This is a genomic window from Gordonia westfalica (assembly GCF_900105725.1).
GTDB classification, from domain to species: domain Bacteria; phylum Actinomycetota; class Actinomycetes; order Mycobacteriales; family Mycobacteriaceae; genus Gordonia; species Gordonia westfalica.
Genome location: NZ_FNLM01000034.1, coordinates 4,056,849 through 4,078,126, shown reverse-complemented (window position 1 = coordinate 4,078,126; position 21,278 = coordinate 4,056,849). Strand labels below are relative to the sequence as shown.

The following is a 21,278-nucleotide window of genomic DNA, read 5'->3' as shown; positions in this document are numbered from 1 at the left end:
CTCGGATCTGCGGCGCAGTTGTCGTATGAGGGCGCCTCAGCCCTGGTGCTGCGTGAGCTGCTGACTGATCTGCTGGTTGATCTGTTGCAGGCCGGGCACGGAGAGGCCCGGGAGCTGGCCCTGGATGGTGCGCAGGACCGAGGAGTCGTCGCGCACCTTCTCGCTCGACTGCACCAGAACCGTTCCGGCGCCGGTGAAGTCGAACTGCCGCTCCTCGCCTGAGCTCACCCCGAACCGCTGTCCGGCGGCGGCGATGAAGCTGTTGACCCACGCCTGGTCGTAGTGATGGCTCGGGGACGGGCAATCCGACCATCCGACAAGCGCTTCAGGGTCGACACGTACGGGCGGCTCGACGAACATCACCGGCCCGTTCGACGACGCCAGGAACTTGCCCGTGCCGATCAGGGTGAGGAAGCCCGGCACGATCGACTGGTTCAGCGACAGATTCGGCTGGAAAGCAAGCAGATTCGAGGCGCGGATGGTGAGGTTGCCGTCCTCGAGGTCGTAGGCGTTGATGTCGTATCCGCGGTCACCGATGATCAGCTTGCCCTGCCCCTCGGCCACCACGTAGTCACCGAGGTACAACGGCGCCGAGAACTGTTGCGCCACCATCTGCAGCAGTTGGCCCTGCAGACCCTGCTGGAGCGAGGTGAACTGCATCTGACCGTAGTAGGCGATCATCGCGCCCTTGGACATGAACCAGGGCTGGGTCAGGTCGATGCAGAACGAGTAGTTGTTGTCCGGAACGTTGTCGTCCGACGGCAGATTCATCGGACTCCACACGGTGTTGAGTTGGCTCACAGCTTCTCCTCCGATGCCTGCACGTACACGATGCCCTGGCCGGTGCACTCCAGTTGCATTGCCTCGCCACCGGTCCGGCCGACGTTGCGCCAGCTGACCGTCGACCGCAGGTTGGTGTTGACCTGTCCCGCGGAGCCGACGAAGGCCTGCGGGTCGACGGTGACAGGCGGCTTGTTCGGCGACACCTCGAGTTCGAAAACGCCTCCGTGGCCGAGGACCACGGCAGATCCCGGACCGGAGAGCTGCGTCGTGAACATGCCCTGACCGGTGACCACACCGGCTGCCGCGGACCGCAGTGCGCCGAAGAGGCCCCCGCCTCCGCCTCCCCCGCCACCGCCGCCCTGGGAGGCCACTGAGACCACCGATGCCTGCAGGTTGGCGCCGTACGCGAGCAGGCGGGAGGCCTCGACGCGGATGGTCCCGCCGACCGCGCCCAGATCGACGACGTGGACCTCGATCCCGAGGAACCCATAATGCACCTCGCCCTGTCCCTGCGCGATCATCGTCGACTCGTGCTCGCCGGCGAGCATGCGACCGGCCATGCCGCCCATCGCACCCAATCCCGGCATGCCGCCGCCCATTCCGGCGCCGGCGATCTGATGCGGCTGGAAGAAGACGTTGCCCTTGTAGAAAAGCATCGCACCCTTGCGGGCGACGATCGGCCCGCTACGACCGATATCGACGGACACGACCTTGCTGTTGACCTTGGTGAACATTCGCTACCTCACCCTCACCGCTCGGCCGGTTGGATCGACACGACGCCGGTTCCGTCCCACCTCAGTGAGAACGCCTCGCCGCCGCCCTGTCCCATGACCGAGCGCCAGGAGACGTCGGTGACGAAGGACTGGTTCAATTGCCCACGGGCACAGACGAATGCATCCGGGTCGACGACCAGCGGATACTGCGGTGACACCTCCAGGTGGATCAGCGGACCGCCGTTGGACAGCAACGCGATCTGGCCGTGACCGCTGACCGTCGTCGTGAACAGGCCCTGGCCCGACGACGCGCCGCGCAGACCCGAGAACGCCACATTGGTCTGCAGATTCCCGTTGAGCACCATGAGCTGCTGGGACTCGACCTGCAGCGTCTCGTTGTTGAGTTCGATGATCGTCGTCTCGGCCGCGTTGTGGGCGAAGTAGACGACGCCGTTGCCCGAGGCCTCCATCAGTGACAGCGCTTCGCCTGTCGCCCGTTGCTTGAGACCCGCGAGCACGCCGTCGCCACCGCCGAAGCCGGCCGACTTGAACGCGATCTGACCCTCATAGGCCACCATCGACCCGCTGATGGCTCGGACCGCGGTGTTGTTCAGCCTGGCCTCGACCACGCGTTTGGAGCGTTGTACCAACTGCATTCGACGTGCCTCTCTCGCGCCGCCGGGAGACCGCCGCTCGGCCGCCCTCACGTTTCCCCGACGCCATCCCGCATCCCGGCAGCGCTGCCGCTCGGCACCCACCCCGCCGTCGAGGCGGCTGATCCGCTCAGCCCTGAGTCGGTCGGTCCGGCCTCATACGGAGTTGAAATTAGCCGATAGCATCGTGTCGTGCCCGGAAACTTCGTACGTCGTTGGTTCGGCAACGATTCACGCACGAATTCCGCCTCACCTGCATCATCGGAACAAATGACAGCGGCCTTCCTGGAGTCCGAATCCGTCCTCGCCGAGATCGATCCCGCGGTCGGTGTGGTGGCCGCCACCGACCCGCGGTCGCAGCTGCGCGGTGCCTGGTCGGCGATCCGCGAACAACACGCCCAGGTGACCGCCGACTACCTCCAACTGCTGTCCCCACCCGAGGGCACGCGCGGGCGCAAACAGGACTTCGATCGCGCCACCGAGGCGCTTCGCACGGTCACGGCGTCGATGCGCGGCTTCGCGGAGGCGAACGCGGGTGCCCTGCAGCGGGCCCGCGCCACCATGCAGGCCGCGAACGCCCAGGACCATGAGGCGCGCGTCGCGTCGCATCGGGCGATGACAGCCCTGGAGAACGCCGGTCCCACGATCGCCCGGTTGCAGTCGGTGATCAGGGCCACCGACGAACTCGACCGTGCCTTGAGTGTTTTCGAGCAGAGTGCGGGCTTACGTGACCGGCAGTCGGCCGCTGCGACGGTAATCACGTCGGCACAGCGACTCGAGACCATTCTCCGTGAGGCACCCGCCTACGCCGACCGTGCCCGTCAGGTCATCCGGTCGGTGGAAACCCGACGCAGCGCCATAGCGACCCGCGGTGCCCACGTTCCCGACACCCTGTCTCAGTTGCGTCGTGAGTTCAGCGCGGACTGTTCAACGGACCTGCAACGCACCGAAACCCTCGTCGACGAGCGCCTGGCCCATGCGGATACGGCGATCTCGGCGGCGCGGAGGATGCTCGACGATGCCCCCGACCAGGCAATCGGTCAGGCCGACGCCGCACGGGACGACCTGTCTGTCGCCGAGGCCGCCGTCGACGCCGTCCTGGATCGGCTACGTGTGCTGCGCGAGGTGCGCGCCGACCCGCAGGGCGCCGAACAACGCGTGCGATTCCGCCTCCGCGACGCTCAACTCTTCGCGGTGAACCACTCCCTGGTTGACGAATGGGGCTCGGTACTCGATGCTCAGGCCGACCGGATCGAGCGTGCAAAGGGGGACCTCGATCGCGTCCATCCCGACTACTGGGGATATCTGACCCGGCTGCGGGCCGTGGACGACCGGATCAGCGAGATCGTTTCCCGGATGAGAGGACAGGTGGCCGCGAGATGACCACCACGGCACGCCACGACGAGGCCGGGCTCGAACCCGGAACAATCCGGCATTTCGACCATTTGGGACTCGGGACGCGCGAACAGTTGTTCCTCCGGCATCCGGAGCCGATCGATCGCACCTGGCCCGCGCAGAGGCTGGCGATCGCTCTCGGAGCCACGCTCTACGTGCCCGCCACCCGCCCCGATCTCGCCGACGTCATCCGAAAGCGGCGTGCAGAGGGCGTGATCTCGATGGTCATCGATCTCGAGGACGCGATCGCCGACCACGAGGAGGCGGACGCCATCGATCACGCGGTCGCGGCACTCCGCGACATCGCGGAGACGCCCGGCGATCCGATGCTCCTGTTCGTCCGCCCACGTTCGGCCGACCGCATCATGCGCATCGCCACCGCCCTCGACGCCGGCGCACCATCCGCGCTGACCGGTTTCGTGATCCCGAAGTTCAACTGCGCCAACGCCGAAGAGGCTTTGCAGGCGGTCACCCAGGCGAGTGAGCTGCTCGGTCAGCACCTGTGGGTGATGCCCGTCCTGGAATCCGCGTCGGTCGTGCATCGCGAGACACGAGACGAGGAACTGACCACCTTGGCCGCACTCCTGAGTGCACACCGCGCCAACGTGCTCGCCGTCCGGATCGGCGCCACCGACATCTGCGGCTACTTCGGGATCCGACGCGACCGCGACCTCACGATCTACGACGTCCGGGTCGCCGCCGACGTGATCGCGGGCATCGTGAACCACCTCGGACGCAGCGACGAGTCCGGTTTCATCGTGACCGGACCGGTCTGGGAGTACTTCGCCGACCACGAACGCATGTTCCAGCCGACGTTGCGCCACACACCTTTTCGCGAGAGCGACGCGGTGTATTTCCGGCAGCAGCTGGTCAGCCGGGATATGGACGGCCTGTTGCGTGAGATCACGCTCGACCGCGCCAACGGGCTGCACGGCAAGACGGTCATCCATCCCGCCCACGTCGCGGCGGTGCACGCGCTGTCCGCAGTGACCCACGAGGAGTACCACGACGCGCTCGACATCCTCGCCGGAGAAGCCGGTGGTGTGCGGGCATCGTCGTATCGAAACAAGATGAACGAGCTGAAACCACACCGGAATTGGGCGCTGCGTGTGATGGACCGGGCCGCGGCGTTCGGCGTGACCCGTCAGGGCGTGAGCTTCGTCGATCTCCTGACCGCCCTCGCCACCCCCGGCCCGGCCGTCCGGTGAACGGTGACACGATGAGCCACAACCAGATCAACCGGGAACCGGACTGGGTCACCACGCGCTTCGGCGTGCACGTGGCATCAGACGGCACCGGGGATGCCGGGCACTCGCTCCGCGATCTGGTCGTCCTCGGCCTGCGACACAACAAGCGGCGCGCGCACCTACTCGTCTCCACCGTGCTCGGCAAGCACATCCCCACTCCGCCGAGCATCGTGCGCGGTGCGGCCGACGCTCTCGGTGCGGCCGTCATCGAACGGATCGGCGCCGACGCCGCGCGCGACGCCATCGTCTTCGGCTTCGCCGAGACCGCCACCGGCCTCGGACACTGCGTCGCCGAGCGGATCTCCGCGTCCCGATACCTGCACTCGACTCGCCGGCGGCTTCCCGGGGTGGTCGTGTCGGGGACCTTCGAGGAAGGCCACTCACACGCCACGACCCACCTGCTCGCGCCAAGCGACCCGGACTTCCTCGACCCCGCGACACCGGAAGAGACGCTGATCCTCGTCGACGACGAGATCTCCACCGGTACCACGGCACTGGGTGCGATCGAGACGATCCTCGCGACGCGTCCGCGTACCCGATTCGTCGTCGCGTCGCTCGTCGACATGCGAACCCCGGACCGCCGTGCCGAATGCGCCAAGGCCGCAGCCGATCTCGGCGTCGAGGTCTCCTATGTTGCGCTCGCGTACGGCTCGATCACGCTCCCACCCACTCTGCTCGACGACGTGTGGGCGCTGGACTCGGACGCGTTGAACCCCCTCGCACCGGAACGCGCCGACGTCACCACGCTCGGCCTCGACTGGCCGCAGGCGGTACCTGACGGTGGCCGTCACGGTTTCGAACGGAACGATACGGAGCCCTTCCACCATGCGACCGCGGCTGCCGCCGACGTGATCGCAGATCATCTCGACCCACGACGCCCCGTCGTCGTGATCGGCCACGAGGAACTGATGTATGCGCCCCTGTGCATCGCCGAAAGCCTCGAGCAGCGTGGTTTCGTGACCGGCTATCAGACGACCACGCGGTCGCCCGCCCAGGTCCACGACGTACCGGGCTACCCGCTCCGCCGCGGATTCCGTTTCCTCGCACCCGAATCCGATCCGGCGACACCGCGCTACATCTACAACGTCTCGTCGGACGCCCTGCCCGATCCGCAGGTCGTGATCGTGATCGACACCCCGGCCGACACCCCCGAACTCCGCGCCCCCGGCGGCCTTCTCGACGTCCTCACCGCGGCCGGTCATCCGGTGACGCTCGCGGTGCTTCCGGCGACCGACCAGGCGCAGCTGCGAGCCTTCCGAGAGGAGTCTGCGCGATGACCGCGTCCACGCCCCCGCTGCAGGGTCCGCACTTCGGTTCCTACGCACCCGAGGAGGTGACATGGCTGCTCAAGGACCTGTCCGACATCGCCCTCGAAGGCGACCTGCACGAGCGGGAGCGTCGGATCCAGTCGGGTAAGGCGCATTACGCCGAATCCCTGCCGATCGAATACCAACCCGGTCGCGAGTATCAGGACCTCTTCCACGCGACCCTTGGGTCGTCGGCGCAGCGACTCGCCGAGGCCGTCGGCGTCGTCTCGGAACTGATTCTCGCCGAACGTCATTCATCGCCCACTCTGGTATCGCTCGCCCGAGCCGGCACTCCCGTCGGCATCCTGATCCGCCGGTGGATGCAGACGGTCCACGGGATCGAGCCGCAGCACTACACGATCTCGATCGTGCGCGACCGCGGGATCGACACGGTCGCACTGGATCACATCGTGGCGAGTCACCCCGCCGAGTCGATCGTGTTCGTCGACGGGTGGACCGGGAAGGGCGCGATCCAGCGCGAACTGACCGCGGCGCTGGCCGAGTACGCGCGACTCCCCGAACGCCCACTGCTGCACGACGAGCTGGCCGTGCTCGCCGACCCCGGTTCGTGTACCACGCTGTTCGGCACCCGCGACGACTTCCTCATCGCCTCGGCATGCCTGAACTCGACCGTCTCGGGTCTGGTGTCGCGCACGATCCTCAACGCCGACCACATCGGTCCGGGAGAGTTCCACGGCGCCAAGTTCTATCGGGACCTGGCGGAGTTCGATGTCTCCGGCCGACTGCTCGACGCGGTGAGCGCCGAGTTCCCCGCCGTCGCCGACCGGGTCCGCGCCGCCCTGGCGGTCATGACGCCTGAGGAGCGGACACCGACATGGTCGGGCTGGCGCTCGGTCGAACAGATCCAACTCGACTACGGACTGTCGTCGATCAACCTGGTGAAGCCAGGCGTCGGCGAGACGACCCGCGTGCTGTTGCGCCGCGTCCCGTGGCGAATCCTGGTCCGCGACGACGACCTGCCCGAACACCGCCACATCCGGCTGCTCGCGGCCGAACGCGGAGTGCCGGTGGAGGTCTCACCCGGCCTCGCCTACTCGTGTGTCGGCCTGATCAAGGAGGACGCGTGAGCGTGCTCGTCGCCACCGACCTGGACCGGACGATGATCTACTCGCAGGCCGCCATGGGCGACGCTCAGTTCGCCGCCCTCGACACCGTCTGCGTCGAGATCTATCGCGACGCACCGCTGTCCTACATGACCACCACCGCCGTCGAGCTCCTCTCCCGCCTTGCCGACGAGGTCCTGGTGATCCCGACGACCACCCGGACGCCGGCGCAGTACGAGCGGATCGCGCTCCCGGGCGGCCCGTTCCGGTACGCGGTGGCGAGCAACGGCGGCCGCATCCTCGTCGACGGAACCGACGACCCGGACTGGCGCCGGAAGATCGAACGTGTGGTGTCCGCGTCGGGCGCGGGCCTCGACGAGGTGCTCACCGAACTGCGCGCCCGCGTCGACGATTCCTGGGTCCGGTCGCTGCGGATCGCCGACGACCTGTTCTGCTACCTCGTCGTCGAACCGGCGGCCCAACCGGATGAGTTCCTCCCCTCGTGGCAGGACTGGTGTGCAGCGCGCGGCTGGACGGCGTCGCAGCAGGGTCGCAAGATCTACGCGACGCCCCGGTCGGTCACGAAGTCCGCGGCAATCGCCGAGGTGCGTCGTCGGCTCGTCGACGATGGCACCGTTCCCGCCGACGCCAAGCTGTGTGCGGCCGGCGACGGATGGCTCGACACGGACCTCCTGTCGGCCGCGGACCACGCGATCAGGCCCCGGCACGGCGAGCTGGAGCTCCTCGGTTGGTCAGCGCCCGGCCTCGACGTCACCGCCGCGACGGGGGCTCTCGCCGGCGTGGAGATCCTCGAGTGGTTCCACGACCGGTGTTCGGTCAGGACGGCATCAGACCGAGCACGTCCGAGTGCCCGTTCCGTCGGCACCAGCTGATCAGGTACCGCGCATGCAGGCCGCACCAGCGGTAGACGGCGGCCTGCGTCATGGGCGAGGATGCGGGTTCTTCACCGCGCTCGGAGATGATCGGACCCAGGTAGTGACTCGTCACCTTGTTCGCCGTGTTGGGTGAGACCTTCGCGGCGCGCGCCAGACTCGCGCCGTCGGACGCGTGACCGGAGGCGATGGCGCCCGCCAACCGTCCGGCGGTGTGTCCCCGTTGCCCGGTGAACAACTCGTACAGCGGCGCTCGACGCGGAGTCCCGGGTTTCTCGGCCAATCCCTGACCCAGCGCGACCGCCCGCACCGCACTCATGAGCGTCGCGAACCCGTCGGCCTTCGCGATGACGCCGGCCACCTCGTCGCGCAGTCGCGCTTCGTCGAGGTGATCATGTTCGAGCCCGTGGCCCTGCGTCGCGAGGATGACCGGCGCCTGTCGATCGTGCTTGTTCAGGGCGTCGATGGCATCGAGACCGTCGAAGTGCCACTCCAGGTCGGGCCGGTTCCAGATGAGATCTGCGACCACGACGTCGAACCTGACATGACCCGCAACGGATCGGGTGAACTCGTCCTCGCTCGTGGCGACGGTGACCACGGCCTGCTCGAGGGCTCCTTGGAGAGGGCCGGCCACGACGTGACCCAGCGGAGAGGCGACCAACACACGCAGACGATTCGGCACGTGCATGATTTTGCCCGATATCGCCGATCCATGCGCGATCACGCATTGATTGGAGTCATTCGAGCGCATTGTGACCCGATTACCTATCAATCAGGTCGCAAAGACGGTGACTTGTCGCCAGATGTTCGTAACTCTAGAGAAGTAGACGTTGAGAGCAGTTCATCTCTCCGCCTGCACATGGATCGCGAGCAAGGTCGATCACGGTTCCCAGCGCGCCGTCCGGTCGAACAGTCGGCAGCATTGGAGCCGGCAGGAATCTTCTCGACAGAAGGACGGTACCGATGTCAGCCCCTCTGGACGAACTCCGCCGCCCGCAGGCAACGACCCCCCAACCCAACGTGTCCCGATTGGCCTCCGTCAACCGGGACACCCCCCAAGCCGCGGGGTCTCGATCCCACCCCAAACGGCTCGCCGCAGTGGTCGCCGAAGGCGATCTGTTCGACGCCGCACTCGTGGCCCTCGTCGAGGGCGCCGGCTACGGGGCGACACTCGTCGAGCCCGCGCAGATCCCGGCCCTGCGCAACCCGGCCGTCCTGCTGGTCCGGTCGGCCGGGATGCTCGCACTGGTCCGACGTGCGCCGATGCTGCGCACCGTGCGCGTCGTGTTCCTCGGTGACGGGGTTCCGGGACGCGACCACATCCGTATCGCCCCCCGTGCCGCCGGCGCCGAGTCCGCACTCCGCCAGGCCCTCGCCGCCATCATCGGGCCGCCCGAACAGTCGACGCCTCCGGCACCCGCCAACCGAGTGCGCGTGACCGAGCGGGAACGCGAGATCCTGCAGACCTACACTCTCGGCGCCACGCTCCGCGAGACCTCCCAGAAGCACCAGATCGCGGAGAGCACGGTACGCGAGCACTACCGCCGCGTCGTGCGTCGTTACGAAGAGGCCGGGCGCCCCATCGGCAACAAGGCCCAACTCCTCCTGGAGTTCATGGCCGACGGCTGGGTTCGGCCCTGAGGGGCACCCGAGTGACCTAGGGCCCACGACGTCGCGGCGTCGTCGGCTCAGACTGGAGAGCATGAGGTATCGCCCGATCACCGCCGGTCTGGCCGCTGCAGCCGCGTGTACCGTCGCCGCGGCGTACTGCGCCTGGGTGCGGCCGTGGGTGATGACCTGGGGTGCGACCGAGGACGAGGTGGCCGCGAAACTCCCGGGAGACGAACTGCTACCGGGTGCCGACGGCATCGCCACCCGTGCGATCACCATCGACGCGCCGCCGGCCGCCGTCTACCCGTGGCTCGCGCAGATGGGACCGTCACCCCGGGGCGGCGCCTACACGTATGACTGGATCGAGAATCTGCTCGGCCTCGACATGCACAGCACCGACCGCGTACTCGAGGAGTACCAGCATCCCGCCGTCGGCGACACGATCGGCCACGGCGCGGAGGCCTCCCGGATCGAGATCGCCGAACCCGACCACGCGTTCGTCACCCGTACGGCCGACGGCGACTGGGTGTGGTCGTTCACGCTGGTCCCGGTCGGGCAGTCGACACGGTTGATCAGCCGCAACCGCTTCCGGCTGCCCGGGCTGGGCAAGAAGCTGGCGATGATCCCGATGGAACCCGGGTCGCTGATCATGGAGCGAAAGATGCTCCAGGGGATCAAGGAGCGCGCCGAGGCCCTCGCGCACGCCGAGTGACCTCGCAGGTCACGTGGGTTACACGGGACGGCGTGTCGGGCGTGGCACAGTGAGAGGGTGCTGCTGCCGACGTTGACCCCCACCGCACCGGATGATCCCGACGTGATCCGGATCGGCGAGGATCGACTGTCGCGGGAGGATCTGGTGGGAGCGGCGACCGCCGTCGCGGAACGGATCGCCGGTGCACGCACCGTCGCGGTCCTGGCACACCCGACGGTCGAGACCGTGCTCGCGCTGGTCGGGGGCCTGATCGCCGGAGTGCCGGTGGTCCCGGTGCCGCCCGACTCCGGTCCGCGCGAGTTCGCGCACATCCTGGCCGATTCCGGGGCGCAGGCGTGGTTGGGGCAGGCTCCCGCCGACGCCACGTTGCCCGTCGTTCCCGTCCGGCGCTACGCGAAGTCGTGGCACCGGCATCCCGAACCCCACGCCGATTCGACGGCCTTGATCCTCTACACCTCCGGCACCACCGGGCTGCCCAAGGGCGTGCCGATCACCCGGCAGGCGATCGCCGAGGGACTCGACGCTCTCGCCGACGCCTGGCTGTGGACCGCCGATGACACTCTCGCGCACGGCCTCCCGCTCTTCCACGTGCACGGACTGATCCTGGGTGTCCTCGGACCGCTTCGTCGAGGCGGCCGTCTCATCCACACCGAGAAGCCCACCGCCGCGGGTTACGCCCACGCCGCCGAAGCCGGCGCGAGCATGTTCTTCGGGGTCCCGACCGTCTGGAGTCGCGTCGGCGCCGAACCCGAGGCAGCCCGAACCCTCGCCGGCGCACGCATTCTCGTCTCGGGCAGTGCACCGCTGCCGGTACCCGTCTTCGAGCGGGTCCGCGAACTCACCGGCCACGAGATCGTCGAGCGCTACGGCATGACCGAAACCCTGATCACCCTCAGCACCCGCGTCGACGGTGAGCGCCGCCCCGGCTGGGTCGGGCTGCCCCTCGTGGGCGTCGAGACCCGGCTCCGGGAGGGCGACACCGACGTGCCCCACGACGGCGAATCCGTCGGTGACCTGCACGTGCGGGGTCCGATGATGTCGTCGGGCTACCTCAACCGGCCCGACGCGACCGCCGAATCGTGGCTCGACGACGGCTTCTTCGCCACCGGGGATGTCGCCGTCATCGATCCCGACGGCATGCACCGCATCGTCGGCCGTCGGGCCACCGACCTCATCAAGTCCGGCGGCTTCCGCATCGGTGCCGGGGAGATCGAGACCGTGCTCCTGGCGCATCCGGCCGTGCGCGAGGTCGCGGTGGTCGGCGTTCCCGACGACTACCTCGGCCAGCGCATCGTCGCTTACGTGGTGGGCGACGACGTCGCCGACACCGAGCTGATCGAGTTCGTCGCCGGCGAGTTGTCCAATCACAAACGGCCGCGCGAGGTCCGCTTCGTCGAGTCGCTACCCCGCAACGCGATGGGCAAGGTGCAGAAGAAGCTGCTGAGCTGATCCGGCCGCGCGGCCGGGTCCGTGTTCGTGTCCGCTGAAAAGCACCCTCGAAAAGCGCCCTGAGCAGCGGATTCGGCGGCATGGTGTCGTCGGGCGGCTGTGGAGGGTCTCTTTCAGGGGCGGTTTCCAGATGGAGTTGTCCACAAGCCCTGTCCGCGCCCGCTCGGACAACCCGGGTCACCCGACACTGAGCCCATGGACTACGCGCAGCTCACCGAACGCTTCGGAGGTGTCGTGTCGACCCGCCAGTTACTGGAATCCGGTGAGACCACGGCTGACATCCGACGCGCCGTCGAATCCGGTGTCATCCATCGAATCCGACGCGGGTGGTTCCGGATGCCCGACGCCGATCCCGAGATCGTCGCGATCGTCTCCGACGACGCCGTCGTATCGTGCGCAACCGCTCTTCGACGCCACGGGTTGTGGATACCCGAGAGTCCCGTCGAATCCCATTCGCGCGTGACGCGTTACGAACGACGCCGATCCCCCGATCGTTGCCGACGCCACGGCCGCCCGACTCCGGCGCGTGCGGCCATCGACGACGTCGCGACAGCGCTCCAGTACGCCGCACGATGCTTCGACGAGGAGGGCTTCGTCATCCTCTGCGACTCAGCACTTCACCACGGCAAGCTGGATCTCGACGACCTCCGAGCCGAGTTCCGACTCGCACCGCTCGCGATCAGGAACGCCATCGAGAAGTGCAACCGGCTCGCGGCGTCGGGAACCGAGACCGCTGCACGACTGCGGCTGAAGAGTGCCGGGCTGCGCGTCGAGGTGCAGCATCAGGTGCCCGGTGTGGGTTGGATCGATCTGCTCGTCGGTGAGCGGCTCGCGATCGAGCTCGACAGCCGGGCCCACCACACCGGCGAGGAGGACTACGAACGCGACCGGGTCAGGTCCCGCAAACTCATCCCGCTGGGTTACCTACCGATGCGGCTCACCTACGCGCAGGTGTTCGGTCACTGGGAGACCACCTACGCCGACATCGCGGACACAGTCCGGAAGGGCTACCACCGCAACCGCGCCGCAGCTGGAAACCGCCCCTGAAATCGGCCCTCCACGGGCGACCCGACGACACCATGTCGCCGGTGCCGCTGCAGAGGGTCGTTTCCAGGGGTCGTTTCCAGGGGCGGTTTTCGGGAGCGGTTTTCAGTGCCCAGCGCTCAGTTGGTCCAGCCCCGCTCCCCCATCCAGCTCGTGATGATGCCTACCGCCTCCTTGAGGTGCGGGATCTGCTCGCGGCCCGAATAGTAGTGTGTCGCACCGGTGATCGTGTGCAGCGTCTTGTCCGGGTGGCCGACGGCGTCGAAGAGCCGGTGGGTGTGGCTGGGCGTGCACGCGTTGTCGGCCGAGTTGCCGATGACCAGCGTCGGCACCTCGAGATCGGCGGCGCAGCGCGGGCCATCGCCGTGGGCGTCGTCATAACTCCACTGCGACAACCAACTTCGCAGCGTCGTGAACCGCGCCAGGCCGACCGGCCCCATGTTGACGATGCGCGGATCCCCCAGGTAGCAACCGAGTTTCCGGTCGCTCGGGTCGACGGAGAGGTCCAGCCACCGCGGGTCGGCCATGGTACCGTGGACGATGAACCCGCGTTCCATCAACGGCTCACCGCGGTCGCGAAGATCGGCGAGTTGTTCCTTGACCCACGCGGTGATCCGGCGGTTGCGATCGATCTGCGCGGCCCGGTACCGCTCCAGGAACTCCGCCGTGTACGGCGGCTGGTTGGGGTTGGCCGGGTTGTAGAGATCCAGCTCGGGATCCCGCTTGTCCGGGTCGGTTTCGTCGAGGATCGATGGATCCATCCACTCGGTCAGCGTTCCGTGGCGGGAGACGTGGGCGGCGAGCAGCATCATGCCGTCGGCCGCGGGGAGATCGAGTCGGGTGAGATCAGGCGACTCACCGGCCGGGGTCTCGGTGACCGTCGCGTGCTGCGCCTGCTGCTGGTAGTACAGCGACAGCGCACCGCCACCGCTCCAGCCGGCCAGGATCACCTTCTCGTAGCCGAGTCGTTCCTTGGCGTCCTTCACGCAGGCACCGAGGTCCTGGACGACCTTCTCCATGATCAGGGCAGAGTCGACGCCGCGATACCGGCTGTTGCAGTAGATGACGTGATGCCCCGCCCGTGCCAGTGCGTTGGTCATCGGCAGGTAGGCGCCGCCGCCGATCGGGTGCATGAAGACGATGACGTTCTTCGACGGCACGCCGACGGGCTTCAAAAGGTAGCTCTCCAGCACGACGCTCTCGGTGACGCCGCCGTAGGTGTCCTTGTAGGCCGACGTGTCGTCGAAGACGACCAAGTAGGGGATGCGCTCGTACTCGTGGCGCGGCAACGTCGACGTCATGCCCGTGCCCCTTCCTCGACGGCGGCCGGTGCCGACTCGGTCATGACCGGCGTCGCGATGAGACGACGACGCGTGTCGATCGCGATGACCTTCCACTCCACGCGCTCGAACTCGTCGAACTTGCGGCGCGACCGCTCGCGGGCCTTCTCCGGGATGCCGTGGTGGATGCCCTGCGGCGCATGCGAGATCAGGCCGGGCGGCATGCCGATCCCGAACATGCTGCCGCCGTGGAAGAACGCGATCTCGTCGAAGTCGGTGTTGCGGTGGTACCAGGGCAGCCGCTCGGCTCCCTTGCGGGCCTCGGCCGGACGCGGCAGGAAGTTCATCACGTACACGCCGGTGGCTTGCATGAACAGGTGCACGGTCGGCGGGAGATGCACCGATTCGGAGGTGATGACGTCGTAGTCGGAGATGTTGAAGGTGAACGGGAACAGATCCCCGCGCCAGCCCTCGACGTCGAGCGGATGGAAGGGATAGAACAGCGTCGTCTGCCCCTCGCGCTGGCGGAAGCGGACCTCGTACTCGTCGCGTCCATCGCCCTCGAAGACCTCGGCCTCGGGAACACCGACGAGCGACGAATCGAACGGGAAGAACCGTCCGAGCACGCCCGGCTCGGGAACCCGGTACTCGTCGACGGCCTCGATGATCAGCAGCAGCGACTCGTCGTCCGGGATCTGCCGATAGGTGCAGCCCTTGGGGATGTAGACGTAGTCACCCGGCCGGTAGGGCAGCCGGCCGAACTCGGTCTCGAAGTAACCGCTGCCCTCGTGGACGAAGATCAGCTCGTCACCGTCGACCGGCCGGAACCAGAACCGCGCGGCCTGACCGCGGCGGCTCAGCGAGATCCGGCAGTCGTCGTTGTAGAACATCAGCAGCGGCTCACCCGACGGGTCGATCTGATCGGTCGGCGTGAGCTCGGTGACGAAGCGATCGACGCCGGTGTGGGTACCGACGGCGCGGAACTGCGTGGGGTCGTTGCGCCGGTAGAGATGGGCGGTGCGACCGGTGAACCCGTAGCGACCGAGCTCGTCGTCCTTGAGGTCCTCGAGGTCGCGGTGGACCTGTCGCGGCGTGCGACCTTTCCGGTGCTGGATGAACGATTCCACTGGCTGACTCCTGTGTGAGTGGTCGGGAGAGCGGACGGACAGGCGCAATCACCTGCGCGGGAGCACTCCTCGGTGGTTCCCGTACGACTTTTCTGATGCTAGATTCAGGTTCAGAATATGACAAGGACCACATCGTTTGTCGGGACCACATCCGACCACAGTGAACGCGTGGTTCGATGAACTGATCAGTCTCCGGAAGGAGTGCTCGGTGCCGCCGACGAACAAGGGACGACAGACCGAGGCCGCGTTTCTCGACGCGGCGCGACGTTGCTTCGCCGACCTGGGCTACCTGAACACCAAGATCTCCGACATCGCCGCGGCCGCCGGGCGCTCCACGGGCTCGTTCTACAACTACTACGACAACAAGGATCAGCTCCTCGAGGCGCTGCTGGACCAGTTCAGCGACGAGGTGGTCGAGGGCTCCCTGGCCACGAGGCACGCCGACCCGGAGGCGGGCGTGCGGGCAGCCGTCACCGCCTACTGGTCGACGTACAAGAAGTACCTGCCCGAGATCATCGGCCTGTTCCAGATGTCCATGCTCGACGACGAGTTCCGGGATCGCTGGCACGCGAACCGCGCGTCGGGGATCAAACAGGTGCTGGCGGGACTGCACAGCGCGGAGCGGGCCGGATACGACGTCGGCCTCCCACTCGAGCCGCTTGCGTCGGCGCTGGTGAACACGCTCGAGTCCTCGTGCTGGTCCTGGCTGGCCGTCCGCGGAGGTGTCGTCGGGTCCATCCCCGACGACGAGACGGCGATCGACATCCTCACCACCATCTGGTACCGCACGGTGTACCGGTCAGGCCCACACATCCGACGCTGATCGCGGACAGGATCTGGTCCTTGCGCCGCGTCGGCGCCAGTTGTGATGCTGGGACGCATGACGATCGACGTCCGGCCCGCGACGATCTTCGCCGACATCGCGACGATGGTCGGGCCCAAGAAGCCGACTTCCAACGTGTGCTGGTGTCTCAGTTACCGCATTCCCAGCAAACAGAACCGGGCACTGGTCCGCGAGCAGCGCGGTGAGTACGTGAAAGAGTTGTGCGACAGCGGGGTTCCGCTCGGGGTGCTGGCCTACGAGATGACCGACGACGGCGAGGACGTGGTCGGCTGGGCAGCGGTCTCCCCGCGGGCCGACACCACCTTCGCCCGCAACCGCAAGATCCCGCACGTCGACGACCTCCCGGTGTGGTCCGCGTGGTGCCTCCGCGTCCGACCCGGCCACCGCCAGAAGGGGATCTCGCACGCGCTCCTCGAGGGAGCTGTCGAATTCGCCCGGTCGCATGGGGCGCCGGCCATCGAGGGGTATCCCGTCGACAATCACGGGGAGAAGGTCGATCTCACGATGGCCTACGTCGGCACCCGCGGGGTGTTCGAGAAAGCCGGGTTCGAGTGGGCGGCCGACACCACCTCTGTACTGGATGGGTTCCCGCGGGTGCTGATGCGGAAGTCGTTGGGGTAAGGGGGGTTTCGACGCGACGCCTCGCTGCACTCGGTGTCGGCTCAACCGGCGGAGATGAGCTGGTCCAGCTCGCAGTCGGGCACGTGGATCCACCCCTCCCGCAACGCAACCGGCATGTCTTGCGCGGACGGCAGGGATATATGTCCCAGCTCGGCCGCACGCGCGATCAGCGCGGTGACGACGGCGTCGAAAGCGTCGTCGTCGCTGCACATCTGGCCCTGCCACTCGCCGAGATGCAGCCACGGCGCGGCAGTGCGCAGCGCATCGGCCAGTCCGGTCAGCACAGTTCGGTTGGCGGCTCGCTTGTAGCCGCGCGAGGTGAGTCCCCAGCGTTTGAGTGCTCCGGCCGGGTAGGCCTCGACCGCCCAGCCATTGACGCGATCGTCGACGCCGAGGTCGGCGAGCAGACCGGCGCACCGGAACGCGACGTGGGCTATCTGGTCGGCCGACACGCTGAGCGGCCGGCCGAGATCGGATTCGGCGATCCACAGGTCGGTTCGACGCAGCGCGAGCGGGCGTCGGTTCGCGATATCGTCGAGCCGACGACCGGCGCCCAATCCCTGACGATGGTGCGCGAGAACGAATTCCACGAAGTCGTCCGGCCAGCCGAAGGGTGAGTCGATCCCGACGCGCGTCGCACCGGCGACGAGGCGTCGGATCTCGGCGTCATCGGCTCCGACGACCAGCTCCACCAGTTCGGCTCGGTCGTCGAACCAGTCGAGGACCGCGACCGCGGTCTTGGCCGGCGATGCGGACAGGTCGACACCGACCGTCCGCATCGCCGGGGTCATGCTCAGAAGTTGCCGTCGAGGAATTCCGCGTAGGCGGGAAGATCGAGCTGGCCGTGGCCCGACAGGCCGATGACCACGACCTCTTCCTTGTCACTGTCGGCGACGTGGGCGGCACACGCGGCAATGGCATGCGTCGACTCCGGGGCCGGGACGATGCCCTGCGTCCGTGCGAACTGCACGCCCGCACTGAACGCGTCGTGCTGGGTGATCGCAACGCCCTGAACGAGTCCGAGCTCCACCGTGTGGCTCAGTGCCGGTGCCATGCCGTGGTAGCGCAGGCCACCGGCATGGATCGGATCCGGGACGAAATCCATTCCGAGCGTGTGCATCTTGAGCAGTGGCGTGAGACCGGCGACGTCGCCGTGGTCGTAGCGGTACTCGCCCTGGGTGATCGACGGGCACGCGGCGGGCTCAGCGGCCACCACGCGCGGGTTCGACCGTCCGTGCAGCTTCTCCCGCAGGAACGGGAACGAGAGGCCGGCCAGGTTGGAACCGCCACCAGCGCAACCGAACACGACGTCGGCACCATCCGGCTCGACGGCGTTGAGCTGATCGACGGCTTCCACGCCGATCACGCTCTGGTGCAGCACGACGTGGTTGAGCACACTGCCGAGTGCGTAGCGGGTGTCCGCGTTGGAGGCGGCGACCTCGACGGCCTCGCTGACGGCCATTCCCAGGCTGCCCGTGGTGTTCGGATCCTTGGCGAGCATCGCCCGGCCCGACTCGGTGAGGTCGGAGGGGCTCGGGTGGATCGTGCCGCCGTAGGTGCGGATCAGGAAGCCGCGGTACGGCTTCGAGCTGTACGACGCGCGGACCTGCCACACCTCGACGTCGATGCCGAACTGCGCACCCGCGAACGCCAGCGCACTACCCCACTGACCGGCGCCGGTCTCCGTGGTCAGCTTGGTGACGCCGTCGAGACTGTTGTAGTAAGCCTGTGCCACAGCGGAATTCGTCTTGTGGCTGCCGACCGGGCTGACGCCCTCGTATTTGACGTAGATGCGCGCTTTGGTGTTGAGCGCCTCCTCGAAGCGGCGGGCGCGGATCAGCGGCGACGGACGCCACATCTTGTAGATCTCGCGGACCGGCTCGGGGATCTCGATGTAGGCCTCGGTGGAGACCTCCTGCGCGATGAGTCCGCTGGGGAACAGCGCGGCGAGGTCGTCGGGGCCCACCGGCTCCTTGGTTCCTGGATGCAGATGGGGCGGGATCGGGGTCTCGAGCTCAGCCGCGAGGTTGTACCAGTGCGTCGGTACTCCGACCGTCACCAGATCGGGATTGGTGGCGTCTACTTGCGTCGTCATGGTCGTCCACTCTAGTGCTCGAGACCTGCGGCGTACTCCGGCCTCTGCATTCTCAGGTCACGATTTGGGGAGCCTGTACTCCTGTCGAGGGCGCCCGGTGGTCCCGTACTGCAGCGACATCCGCAACCGGCCTGCCGCGACGAGGTTGGCGAGGTGCCGACGCGCGGTGGGCGCCGCGATCCCGACCTCCCGGGAGACGTCGTCGGCGAACAGCGCGGTCCCGGGATCGACGAAGAGATCGAGGATCCGCTGTTCGGTCGGCGACCCGCTGTCCGATCGGTCGACGGCGCGGGTGCCGAAGCGCAACGCGGACAGCGCGGCGTCGACGGCATGCTGGTCGACGTTCTCGCCGCTGAGGACCCGCCGGTACTGGGCGTACCCGGCGAGGCGGCGGGCGAGGTCGGCGTCGTCGAAGGGTTTGATCAGGTACGCCAGCGCACCGGCGCGCATCGCGGTGCGAACGGCGGACGTGTCGGTCTCGGCGCCGACGATGAAGCAGTCGCAGTCGAGGTCGGCGACCAGGTCGATGCCCGAACCGTCGGGCAGGTAGACGTCGAGGAGCGCGAGGTCGATGTCGGGATGATCGGCGAGGGCGCGTCGCGCCTCGGCGACACTGCCGACTCGTGCGCGGACGCTGAAGCCGCGCACGGCGTCGACGATCGTCGAATGCAGTGCCGCGACCCGGAAGTCGTCGTCGACGATGAGGACGCCCAGATCCTCACTCATTGCTGCTCACTCCCTCGTCGGACTCCACGGGCGCGATGACGCCCGGGAGCCGGGCGACGAACAGTGCGCCAGGCGGATCATGCTCCGGTGTCGGCGACCGTTCGCCACCGGGGTCGGCAACCCACAGGTCTCCCCCGATCCGTCGCGCGACCTGCCGGGCGAGGGCCAGCCCCATTCCCCGGCCGCCGGGCACGTGGTCGCCCGGTTTGGTGGTGGCTCCTTCGGCGAAGACCTCGTCGGGGTCGTCGAAGGAGATTCCCGGGCCGGAGTCGGCGACCGAGATGAAGAGGGTGTGCCCGTCCGCGATCACCTCGACCTCGACCACCGCGTCGGTGCCGGTTCCGGAGGCGGCCTCGATTGCCCCGCCGGAGGCGGCCTCGATTGCATTGTCGATGAGGTTGCCGAGGACGCTGGTGGCGACGACGGGCTCGGTGAGCGTCCCCTGCAGCCAGGTCTGGTCGCCGAGGCGGAGCGTCACGCGGCGTTCGCGCGCTTGGGCGGCTTTCGCGTCGAGGAAGGCGTGGAGGTGGGGTTCGCGGACGTTGTCGAGTCCGTCGAGCAGTGCCCCGTCGGGGCCGGTCCCGGACAGTTCTTCGAGGTAGGCGAGCGCTTCGTCGGCGTGGCCGTGTCGCAGCAGTCCGGCGAGGACGTGCATCCGGTTGGCGGTTTCGTGCCGCTGCGCGCGGAGGGCGGCGCCCATCGATCGGATCGAGTCGACCTCGTGGCTGAGGGCCTCGACGTCGGTGCGGTCGATGACCGACAGGACCATCCCCAGGTCGCGGCCGTCGGCGTGTACCCGGTGCGAGCTGACGAGGACGACGCGGTCGCTGACGGTGGCGGCGAGGGGTTCGTCCGTGGGTGTGTTCAGGACGGCGGCGACGCGGGGGGTGAGACCCAGGTCGGCGGCAGACGTACCCGCAGGGGCGTCGATGTCGAGGAGGGCACGGGCCCTGTCGTTGATGACCCGCACGATGCCGTCGGCGTCGACAGCCAGGACGCCGTCGGCCATCGAGTGCAGGACGGCGCCCTGCTCGCGGACGAGTTCGGCGAGCTCGTCGGACTCCAGGCCCAGGGTGAGCCTCCGCCAGCGTCGGGTCAGCATCACCGAGCCGAGTGCGCCGATGCCGAGTGCCGTCAGGGCCAGGAGTGTCGTGGCGATGATGTCGCTGCGGGTTTCCGTCGCGAGCTGCTCGGTGGAGACCCCGACGCTCACGAATCCGACGACGCGACCGCGGGCATCGACGACGGGGACCTTCGCTCGGACCGACTCACCCAGGGTGCCGCGGTCGGTCGCGACGTCGTCGGAACCTGCGAGCGCCCTGGATGGATCGGTCGACACCGGTTTGGCCAGTTCCGCGACCTCCGGGTGGGCGAGCCGGATGCCCTGGTCGTTGCCGATCACGACGAACAGTGCACCGGTCCGCTGTCGGACCGCGGTCGCCTCGCGCTGCAACGGACCGTCGGCGAGCCGGGCCGCGTCAACGGCCGGGCCCTGGTTGGCGGCCACCGCGGCCCGGACCCCGGTGTCGGCAGCCACCGACCGGGCGATGGCGAGGGCTCGCTGCGCGTACTCGTCGCGGACACGGTCGTCGGCCCCGGCGATGACGAGACCGAACCCGACCGCGAGGCTGACCGCGAGGACAGCGAGCTGCAGGAGCAGCACCTGCGTCCGTAAACGCATGAGGTCAGCCTAGTGGCGGCGCCGAAGCCGGCG

The 21,278-nt window shown here is 68.0% G+C and carries 21 protein-coding genes; 11 read left to right on the top strand and 10 right to left on the bottom strand.

What is annotated here, in order from left to right; all coding sequences use genetic code 11:
• Nucleotides 1-36 precede the first annotated feature (36 nt).
• From BLU62_RS24150 to BLU62_RS24140, 3 genes are read right to left on the bottom strand one after another with little or no spacing between them, the layout of a single operon-like run.
• On the bottom strand, nt 37-801 hold the full coding sequence (locus tag BLU62_RS24150) for an AIM24 family protein (RefSeq protein WP_074852403.1): 765 nt from the start codon (nt 799-801) through the stop codon (nt 37-39).
• Complete coding sequence (locus BLU62_RS24145) at nt 798-1,517, bottom strand: AIM24 family protein (RefSeq protein WP_074852402.1); 720 nt, start codon at nt 1,515-1,517, stop codon at nt 798-800. Before BLU62_RS24145 ends, BLU62_RS24150 begins: the two co-directional genes overlap by 4 nt.
• A gap of 14 nt (nt 1,518-1,531) precedes the next feature.
• On the bottom strand, nt 1,532-2,152 hold the full coding sequence (locus BLU62_RS24140) for an AIM24 family protein (protein WP_074852401.1): 621 nt from the start codon (nt 2,150-2,152) through the stop codon (nt 1,532-1,534).
• Between the two features lie 267 nt (nt 2,153-2,419).
• Between BLU62_RS24140 and BLU62_RS24135 the strand changes: the two genes are divergently transcribed.
• The 5 genes from BLU62_RS24135 to BLU62_RS24115 are packed head-to-tail and all read left to right on the top strand — an operon-like array spanning nt 2,420 to nt 8,055.
• Nucleotides 2,420-3,532: a hypothetical protein gene (locus BLU62_RS24135; RefSeq protein WP_074852400.1), complete on the top strand. Its 1,113-nt coding sequence runs from the start codon at nt 2,420-2,422 to the stop codon at nt 3,530-3,532.
• Nucleotides 3,529-4,752, top strand: a complete 1,224-nt coding sequence (locus BLU62_RS24130) for an HpcH/HpaI aldolase/citrate lyase family protein (protein ID WP_074852399.1) — start codon at nt 3,529-3,531, stop codon at nt 4,750-4,752. Before BLU62_RS24135 ends, BLU62_RS24130 begins: the two co-directional genes overlap by 4 nt.
• An 11-nt stretch (nt 4,753-4,763) precedes the next feature.
• The gene (locus BLU62_RS24125; protein WP_074853231.1) at nt 4,764-6,068 is read left to right on the top strand and encodes a phosphoribosyltransferase family protein; all 1,305 of its coding nucleotides are present in this window, start codon (nt 4,764-4,766) and stop codon (nt 6,066-6,068) included.
• Complete coding sequence (locus BLU62_RS24120; RefSeq protein WP_074852398.1) at nt 6,065-7,186, top strand: cysteine protease StiP family protein; 1,122 nt, start codon at nt 6,065-6,067, stop codon at nt 7,184-7,186. The genes BLU62_RS24125 and BLU62_RS24120 overlap by 4 nt, the downstream gene beginning before the upstream one ends.
• Nucleotides 7,183-8,055: an HAD family hydrolase gene (locus tag BLU62_RS24115; protein WP_074852397.1), complete on the top strand. Its 873-nt coding sequence runs from the start codon at nt 7,183-7,185 to the stop codon at nt 8,053-8,055. The genes BLU62_RS24120 and BLU62_RS24115 overlap by 4 nt, the downstream gene beginning before the upstream one ends.
• Here the strand turns inward: BLU62_RS24115 and BLU62_RS24110 are convergent.
• On the bottom strand, nt 8,000-8,743 hold the full coding sequence (locus tag BLU62_RS24110) for an MSMEG_1198 family transcriptional regulator (protein WP_074852396.1): 744 nt from the start codon (nt 8,741-8,743) through the stop codon (nt 8,000-8,002). The genes BLU62_RS24115 and BLU62_RS24110 overlap by 56 nt on opposite strands.
• 275 nt (nt 8,744-9,018) lie before the next feature.
• Between BLU62_RS24110 and BLU62_RS24105 the strand changes: the two genes are divergently transcribed.
• From BLU62_RS24105 to BLU62_RS24090, 4 genes are all read left to right on the top strand, one after another.
• A complete protein-coding gene (locus BLU62_RS24105) occupies nt 9,019-9,696 on the top strand; it encodes a helix-turn-helix transcriptional regulator (RefSeq protein WP_139180066.1) in 678 nt (225 codons plus the stop codon).
• Nucleotides 9,697-9,757: 61 nt separating this feature from the next.
• Nucleotides 9,758-10,378, top strand: a complete 621-nt coding sequence (locus tag BLU62_RS24100) for an SRPBCC family protein (RefSeq protein ID WP_074852395.1) — start codon at nt 9,758-9,760, stop codon at nt 10,376-10,378.
• A gap of 57 nt (nt 10,379-10,435) precedes the next feature.
• Nucleotides 10,436-11,827 (top strand): acyl-CoA synthetase, encoded by a 1,392-nt coding sequence (locus BLU62_RS24095; RefSeq protein WP_074852394.1) that lies wholly within the window; start codon nt 10,436-10,438, stop codon nt 11,825-11,827.
• Between the two features lie 195 nt (nt 11,828-12,022).
• A complete protein-coding gene (locus BLU62_RS24090; RefSeq protein ID WP_074852393.1) occupies nt 12,023-12,874 on the top strand; it encodes a type IV toxin-antitoxin system AbiEi family antitoxin domain-containing protein in 852 nt (283 codons plus the stop codon).
• A gap of 116 nt (nt 12,875-12,990) precedes the next feature.
• Here the strand turns inward: BLU62_RS24090 and BLU62_RS24085 are convergent, their stop codons facing one another.
• Nucleotides 12,991-14,172: an alpha/beta fold hydrolase gene (locus BLU62_RS24085; protein WP_074852392.1), complete on the bottom strand. Its 1,182-nt coding sequence runs from the start codon at nt 14,170-14,172 to the stop codon at nt 12,991-12,993.
• The gene (locus BLU62_RS24080) at nt 14,169-15,278 is read right to left on the bottom strand and encodes a homogentisate 1,2-dioxygenase (RefSeq protein ID WP_074852391.1); all 1,110 of its coding nucleotides are present in this window, start codon (nt 15,276-15,278) and stop codon (nt 14,169-14,171) included. Before BLU62_RS24080 ends, BLU62_RS24085 begins: the two co-directional genes overlap by 4 nt.
• Before the next feature lie 208 nt (nt 15,279-15,486).
• Between BLU62_RS24080 and BLU62_RS24075 the strand changes: the two genes are divergently transcribed.
• Complete coding sequence (locus BLU62_RS24075) at nt 15,487-16,101, top strand: TetR/AcrR family transcriptional regulator (RefSeq protein WP_074853228.1); 615 nt, start codon at nt 15,487-15,489, stop codon at nt 16,099-16,101.
• A gap of 57 nt (nt 16,102-16,158) precedes the next feature.
• Complete coding sequence (locus BLU62_RS24070) at nt 16,159-16,743, top strand: GNAT family N-acetyltransferase (protein WP_074853226.1); 585 nt, start codon at nt 16,159-16,161, stop codon at nt 16,741-16,743.
• A gap of 41 nt (nt 16,744-16,784) precedes the next feature.
• Here the strand turns inward: BLU62_RS24070 and BLU62_RS24065 are convergent, their stop codons facing one another.
• From BLU62_RS24065 to BLU62_RS24050, 4 genes are read right to left on the bottom strand one after another with little or no spacing between them, the layout of a single operon-like run.
• A complete protein-coding gene (locus BLU62_RS24065) occupies nt 16,785-17,534 on the bottom strand; it encodes a DUF429 domain-containing protein (RefSeq protein WP_074852390.1) in 750 nt (249 codons plus the stop codon).
• A 2-nt stretch (nt 17,535-17,536) separates the two neighbouring features.
• Nucleotides 17,537-18,838: a TrpB-like pyridoxal phosphate-dependent enzyme gene (locus tag BLU62_RS24060; RefSeq protein WP_074852389.1), complete on the bottom strand. Its 1,302-nt coding sequence runs from the start codon at nt 18,836-18,838 to the stop codon at nt 17,537-17,539.
• 57 nt (nt 18,839-18,895) lie between these two features.
• The gene (locus tag BLU62_RS24055) at nt 18,896-19,564 is read right to left on the bottom strand and encodes a response regulator (protein WP_074852388.1); all 669 of its coding nucleotides are present in this window, start codon (nt 19,562-19,564) and stop codon (nt 18,896-18,898) included.
• Nucleotides 19,557-21,245 (bottom strand): sensor histidine kinase, encoded by a 1,689-nt coding sequence (locus BLU62_RS24050; RefSeq protein WP_074852387.1) that lies wholly within the window; start codon nt 21,243-21,245, stop codon nt 19,557-19,559. The genes BLU62_RS24055 and BLU62_RS24050 overlap by 8 nt, the downstream gene beginning before the upstream one ends.
• Nucleotides 21,246-21,278: the final 33 nt, after the last annotated feature.

Excerpts from the sequence above, each read along its gene's own strand:
- BLU62_RS24145 (WP_074852402.1), bottom strand. The coding sequence starts at position 1,517 with ATGTTCACCAAGGTCAACAGCAAGGTCGTGTCCGTCGATATCGGTCGT.
- BLU62_RS24140 (WP_074852401.1), bottom strand. The coding sequence starts at position 2,152 with ATGCAGTTGGTACAACGCTCCAAACGCGTGGTCGAGGCCAGGCTGAAC.
- BLU62_RS24135 (WP_074852400.1), top strand. The coding sequence starts at position 2,420 with ATGACAGCGGCCTTCCTGGAGTCCGAATCCGTCCTCGCCGAGATCGAT.
- BLU62_RS24130 (WP_074852399.1), top strand. The coding sequence starts at position 3,529 with ATGACCACCACGGCACGCCACGACGAGGCCGGGCTCGAACCCGGAACA.
- BLU62_RS24125 (WP_074853231.1), top strand. The coding sequence starts at position 4,764 with ATGAGCCACAACCAGATCAACCGGGAACCGGACTGGGTCACCACGCGC.
- BLU62_RS24120 (WP_074852398.1), top strand. The coding sequence starts at position 6,065 with ATGACCGCGTCCACGCCCCCGCTGCAGGGTCCGCACTTCGGTTCCTAC.
- BLU62_RS24110 (WP_074852396.1), bottom strand. The coding sequence starts at position 8,743 with ATGCACGTGCCGAATCGTCTGCGTGTGTTGGTCGCCTCTCCGCTGGGT.
- BLU62_RS24105 (WP_139180066.1), top strand. The coding sequence starts at position 9,019 with ATGTCAGCCCCTCTGGACGAACTCCGCCGCCCGCAGGCAACGACCCCC.
- BLU62_RS24100 (WP_074852395.1), top strand. The coding sequence starts at position 9,758 with ATGAGGTATCGCCCGATCACCGCCGGTCTGGCCGCTGCAGCCGCGTGT.
- BLU62_RS24090 (WP_074852393.1), top strand. The coding sequence starts at position 12,023 with ATGGACTACGCGCAGCTCACCGAACGCTTCGGAGGTGTCGTGTCGACC.
- BLU62_RS24085 (WP_074852392.1), bottom strand. The coding sequence starts at position 14,172 with ATGACGTCGACGTTGCCGCGCCACGAGTACGAGCGCATCCCCTACTTG.
- BLU62_RS24070 (WP_074853226.1), top strand. The coding sequence starts at position 16,159 with ATGACGATCGACGTCCGGCCCGCGACGATCTTCGCCGACATCGCGACG.
- BLU62_RS24065 (WP_074852390.1), bottom strand. The coding sequence starts at position 17,534 with ATGACCCCGGCGATGCGGACGGTCGGTGTCGACCTGTCCGCATCGCCG.
- BLU62_RS24060 (WP_074852389.1), bottom strand. The coding sequence starts at position 18,838 with ATGACGACGCAAGTAGACGCCACCAATCCCGATCTGGTGACGGTCGGA.
- BLU62_RS24055 (WP_074852388.1), bottom strand. The coding sequence starts at position 19,564 with ATGAGTGAGGATCTGGGCGTCCTCATCGTCGACGACGACTTCCGGGTC.
- BLU62_RS24050 (WP_074852387.1), bottom strand. The coding sequence starts at position 21,245 with ATGCGTTTACGGACGCAGGTGCTGCTCCTGCAGCTCGCTGTCCTCGCG.